Genomic DNA, 4,538 nt, shown 5'->3' on the forward strand with positions numbered 1-4,538 from the left:
AATCCCTCCAATCATATTAGAAATAATCACCGACACTATATCATAAGGGAAACGTTAAGTCAAAGTATAAAAGTTGAAATAGCGAAGCGGAAGGCATACACTAAAAGTAAATTCAGGAGAATCAGAAGACCGAGCGAAACGAGGTCAATGCGCACTTATACCCCACTAAATTATTGTGGGGTAAATCGTGCCAAAATCCTGCATTAGAAGTCGCCGATGGCGACAACAAAATCAACCAATAGATCCAAAGAAAGGCGGTGACTAGTATGGCAATTTTTCATATGAGTTTTAGTAATATTAGTGCTGGGAAAGGACGAAGTGCGATTGCCAGTTCCGCTTATCGAAGTGGTGAAAAATTATTTGATGATCAAGAAGGTCGCCACTATTTATATGCTCGGTCAGTCATACCAGAGAGTTTTATTTTAACTCCTAAAAATGCACCAGAATGGGCCAGTGATCGAGAAAAATTATGGAACGAAGTAGAAAGAAAAGATCGGCGAGCAAATTCTCGGTATGCGAAAGAGTTTAACGTGGCTTTGCCAGTTGAACTAAGCGAAGATGAACAGAAAGAATTATTGACAAAATACGTGCAAGAAAATTTTGTTGATCAAGGCATGGTAGCTGATGTAGCGATTCATCGCGACCACCCAGATAATCCGCACGCACATGTGATGTTAACTAACCGACCATTTAACCCAGACGGAACATGGGGAATCAAGAGTAAAAAGCAATATATTTTAGATGAGAATGGCAATAAAATGTATACCGGAACTAGCAAGTACCCTAAGAGTAGAAAGATACTGATGGTCGATTGGGATAAGAAAGAAAAAATAATTGAATGGCGTCATAATTGGGCAGTTAGTGTCAATCAGGTTTTAGAGCAAAAAAATATTCCCGATCGGATCAGTGAAAAATCATTTACTGAGCAGGGAATAGCTGACACACCAATGCAACACGAGGGAATCAATAGCAAACGGCATGAAAGAAAGGCATTTAATCAACAAGTTAAGAACTATCGTAAGTCCAAAGCTGGCTATAAAAATATGCAGGAGAAAGTAGTTAATCGATGCCACTTGGATAGCCTAAGTAAACACTTCTCGTTTAACGAGAAAAGAGTGGTCAAAGAGTTAAGCCACGAACTGAAAACTTATATTAGTTTGGAAAGTTTAGATGATAAGCGGCGCATGCTATTTAATTGGAAAAACAGTACCTTAATTAAGCACGCTGTTGGTGAAGATGTCACTAAGCAATTATTGACGATTAACCAACAAGAAAGTTCACTAAAAAAAGCAGATGAACTCTTAAATAAAGTAGTTGATCGCACGACTAAAAAACTTTATCCAGAGCTTGATTTTGAACAGACAACTGCGGCTGAACGACGGGAATTGATTAAAGAAACTAATAGTGAACAAACGATTTTCAAAGGCAGTGAATTAAACGAACGTTTAATGAATATTCGTGATGATTTATTGGTCCGACAATTATTGACCTTTACCAAACGGCCATACGTTGGCTGGAAGTTATTAATGCAACAAGAAAAAGAGGCCAAAATTGATCTGAAATATACGCTAATGATCCACTCTGATAGCTTAGAAAGCCTAGAACACGTCGATAAAGGACTACTAGAAAAGTATTCACCAGCAGAACAGCAAACGATTACGAGAGCAGTCAAAGACCTACGGACAATCATAGCAGTTAAGCAAGTCATTCAAACGCAATACCATGAAGTATTGAAAAGAGCCTTTCCTAATGGTGATTTAGATGATCTTTCACTAGTTAGACAAGAACAGGCCTATACAGCCGTGATGTACTATGATCCAACTTTAAAGCCATTAAAAGTCGAAACAATGGCACAATGGCAAGAAAACCCACCGAGGGTTTTCAGTACCCAAGAACATCAATTAGGGTTAGCTTATTTATCGGGACAGCTTAGCTTAGATCAGTTAGAGAATCATCACTTACAACGGGTTTTAAAGCATGACGGCACTAAACAACTCTTTTTGGGTGAATGTAAAGTCGATCCAACGATTAAGAACAGTCAGATTGAGAAAATCCAAAAACAGTTAAAAGAGCAACAAGCTAAGGACGATCAATATCGAAAATCCCAGCTGGCACATTATCAACCGTTAAATTATAAGCCAGTTAGTCCAAACTACTACTTAAAGACGGCCTTTAGTGACGCGATCATGACTGTTCTATATGCTCGTGATGAAGATTACCAACGACAAAGACAGGCGCAAGGTTTAAAAGAGACTGAGTGGGAAATGGCGAAAAAGCAACGGCAACACCAAACTCGAAATCGGCATGAAGATGGGGGCATGCACTTGTAATCGGAATAAAAAATGCACCGTTAAACCTGGTTAAAAGCGTCTGAACAAGGCAAAACAGAATTAGATCAAAAATTGAATCATAAGGAGTGAACGAACATGACCACTGTTATCTTAGCTGAAAAACCCAGTCAAGCCCGTTCATACGTCCAAGCCTTTCAAAAGAGCACAAAAAAACAGGGTTACTATACGGTTAGTGACCCTGTTTTGCCCGATAATACGCTTGTCACGTATGGTCTCGGACATTTAGTTGAACTAGCCACACCGGATAAATATGATCAGAAATACCAGCAATGGGCCTTATCTAATTTACCGATTTTCCCCGATAAATACAAGTTTGAAGTGTCAGCTAGTAAAAAGGACCAATACGGGATCGTCAAAGACCTGTTAACGAAAGCCGATACCATTATTGTGGCCACCGATAGTGGTCGAGAAGGGTCAAATATCGCGTGGTCGATCATGAACCAAGCCCAGATTGATGTTAAGTCGAAAACGATTAAGCGCCTTTGGTTGAATAGCCTAGAAAAAGACGCGATTATTACCGGCTTTAAAAATCTTGGTGATTGGCACAAAGACTATTTGGCTTATAAAGAAGCCCAAACCCGTCAAATTAGTGACTGGTTAATTGGTATGAATGGCAGTCCTTTATATACTTTGTTGTTAAGACAAAAAGGGGTGCGCGGGGTGTACTCAATTGGTCGCGTGCAGACGCCAACCTTGTATATGGTTTATCGAAGAGACCAGGCAATCAAAAACTTTAAGCCGGAACCCTATTTTGAACTAAATGCGGAAATTTTAGCCAATCAGCAAAAATTCGTCGCGAAATTAGACCCCTATCAGCGGTTTAAAGACGAAGTAGGGCTAATGACATTCATGCAAGCTAAACACGTTCAGAAAGGCTCACAGGACGGTTTAATCAAGAACGTCCAAAAACAAGGTAAAAAGCGTGCTAGTCCCCAACTATTCTCGCTATCCAGTCTGCAAAGTGCGATGAATAAACGGTATCATGCCAGTGCCAGCCAAACCTTAGCGGCCATTCAGAGTTTGTACGAAGCCAAGTTCCTTAGCTATCCCCGAACCGATTGTGCTTATATCACTGATGAAGAATTTGAGTATTTAGTGGCTAATCTGACGAAGTATCTGGGGTTAGTCTCTAAGCAAGTCGCTTTAACCAATACCACCCCGAATAAACGTTACGTCAATGGGAAAAAGGTTGAAGAACACTACGCTATTATCATGACTAAAGTTGTGCCGACGAAAAATCAATTAGCGGCCTTACCTAAATTACAGCAACAGGTCTATGACTTGGTTTTAAGAACGACGTTAGCGATGTTTGCTGATCCGTATGAGTACGAGGAAACCACCATTATCACCCAAGTTGGTGGCGCCAATTTTAAAGCAACGGGTAAGGTCCCAACGAAGCAAGGTTGGCAAGCATTATTTGATGATCACACAGCCGACCAGCAAGCAGCAGCAACTTTACCGCTCGTTCACCAAGGCAATCAAGTCCAAGCAAATCTGCAAACACCGCAAAAAGAAACGACACCACCGGTACCCTTTACCGAAGGTACCCTGATTACGGCCATGAAGACCGCCGGCAAAACGCTTGATGATGAAGAAGCCCAAGCGATTCTTAAAGATGTGCAAGGCATTGGGACAAGTGCAACCCGGGCCAATGTGCTGGAAGTGTTAAAGAAACGCGGCTATCTCGTCACTGAAAAGAACAAGCTACACGTCAGTGAAGCCGGAATTACTTTATGTAAAGCGGTTGAACTCGAACCCTTGCTAACTAGCCCAGAAATGACGGCTAAATGGGAGCAAGCATTACAGCAAATCAGTACCGAAGAACGCACCCCAGATAACTTTTTGAGCCAGATTAAGAAGTTTGTGGCGAAGTTAATTGCTGATGTCCCCACACAATTAACCGGCAATTCAGCCATTAAGCAACAAATCAATCACCAACAGCAAGCACAAAAGTCCGCCGAGGTCTTCTTAGAAACACCGCAAGCGACCGTTTTAAATAAACAGAAGTTTTATATTGTAAAGCCTAAGCAAGGCGAAGACTTTACCCTGCCCAAGAAATGGAGCAGTAAGACCCTCGGGAAGACCGCCATTAAAGCGTTGGTCACCAAGGGGGAAACGAGCAAATTAAAGGGTTTCAAGAGCAAAAAAGGAAAGTTGTTTGACGCCAAGTTAAAGCTTGACGGCCAT

General features: G+C 41.2%; 2 protein-coding genes. Both read left to right on the forward strand.

Annotated features, from left to right (window positions below; genetic code table 11):
* Positions 1 to 266 precede the first annotated feature (266 nt).
* The gene (gene mobQ / locus FAY32_RS14140) at positions 267 to 2,330 is read left to right on the forward strand and encodes a MobQ family relaxase (protein WP_143464103.1); all 2,064 of its coding nucleotides are present in this window, start codon (positions 267 to 269) and stop codon (positions 2,328 to 2,330) included.
* Positions 2,331 to 2,426: 96 nt separating this feature from the next.
* Positions 2,427 to 4,538: type IA DNA topoisomerase (gene topB / locus FAY32_RS14145; protein WP_143464104.1), on the forward strand; the 2,112-nt coding region annotated here is incomplete at its 3' end.

It is taken from the genome of Levilactobacillus enshiensis, from assembly GCF_007115095.1.
GTDB classification, from domain to species: Bacteria; Bacillota; Bacilli; order Lactobacillales; family Lactobacillaceae; genus Levilactobacillus; species Levilactobacillus enshiensis.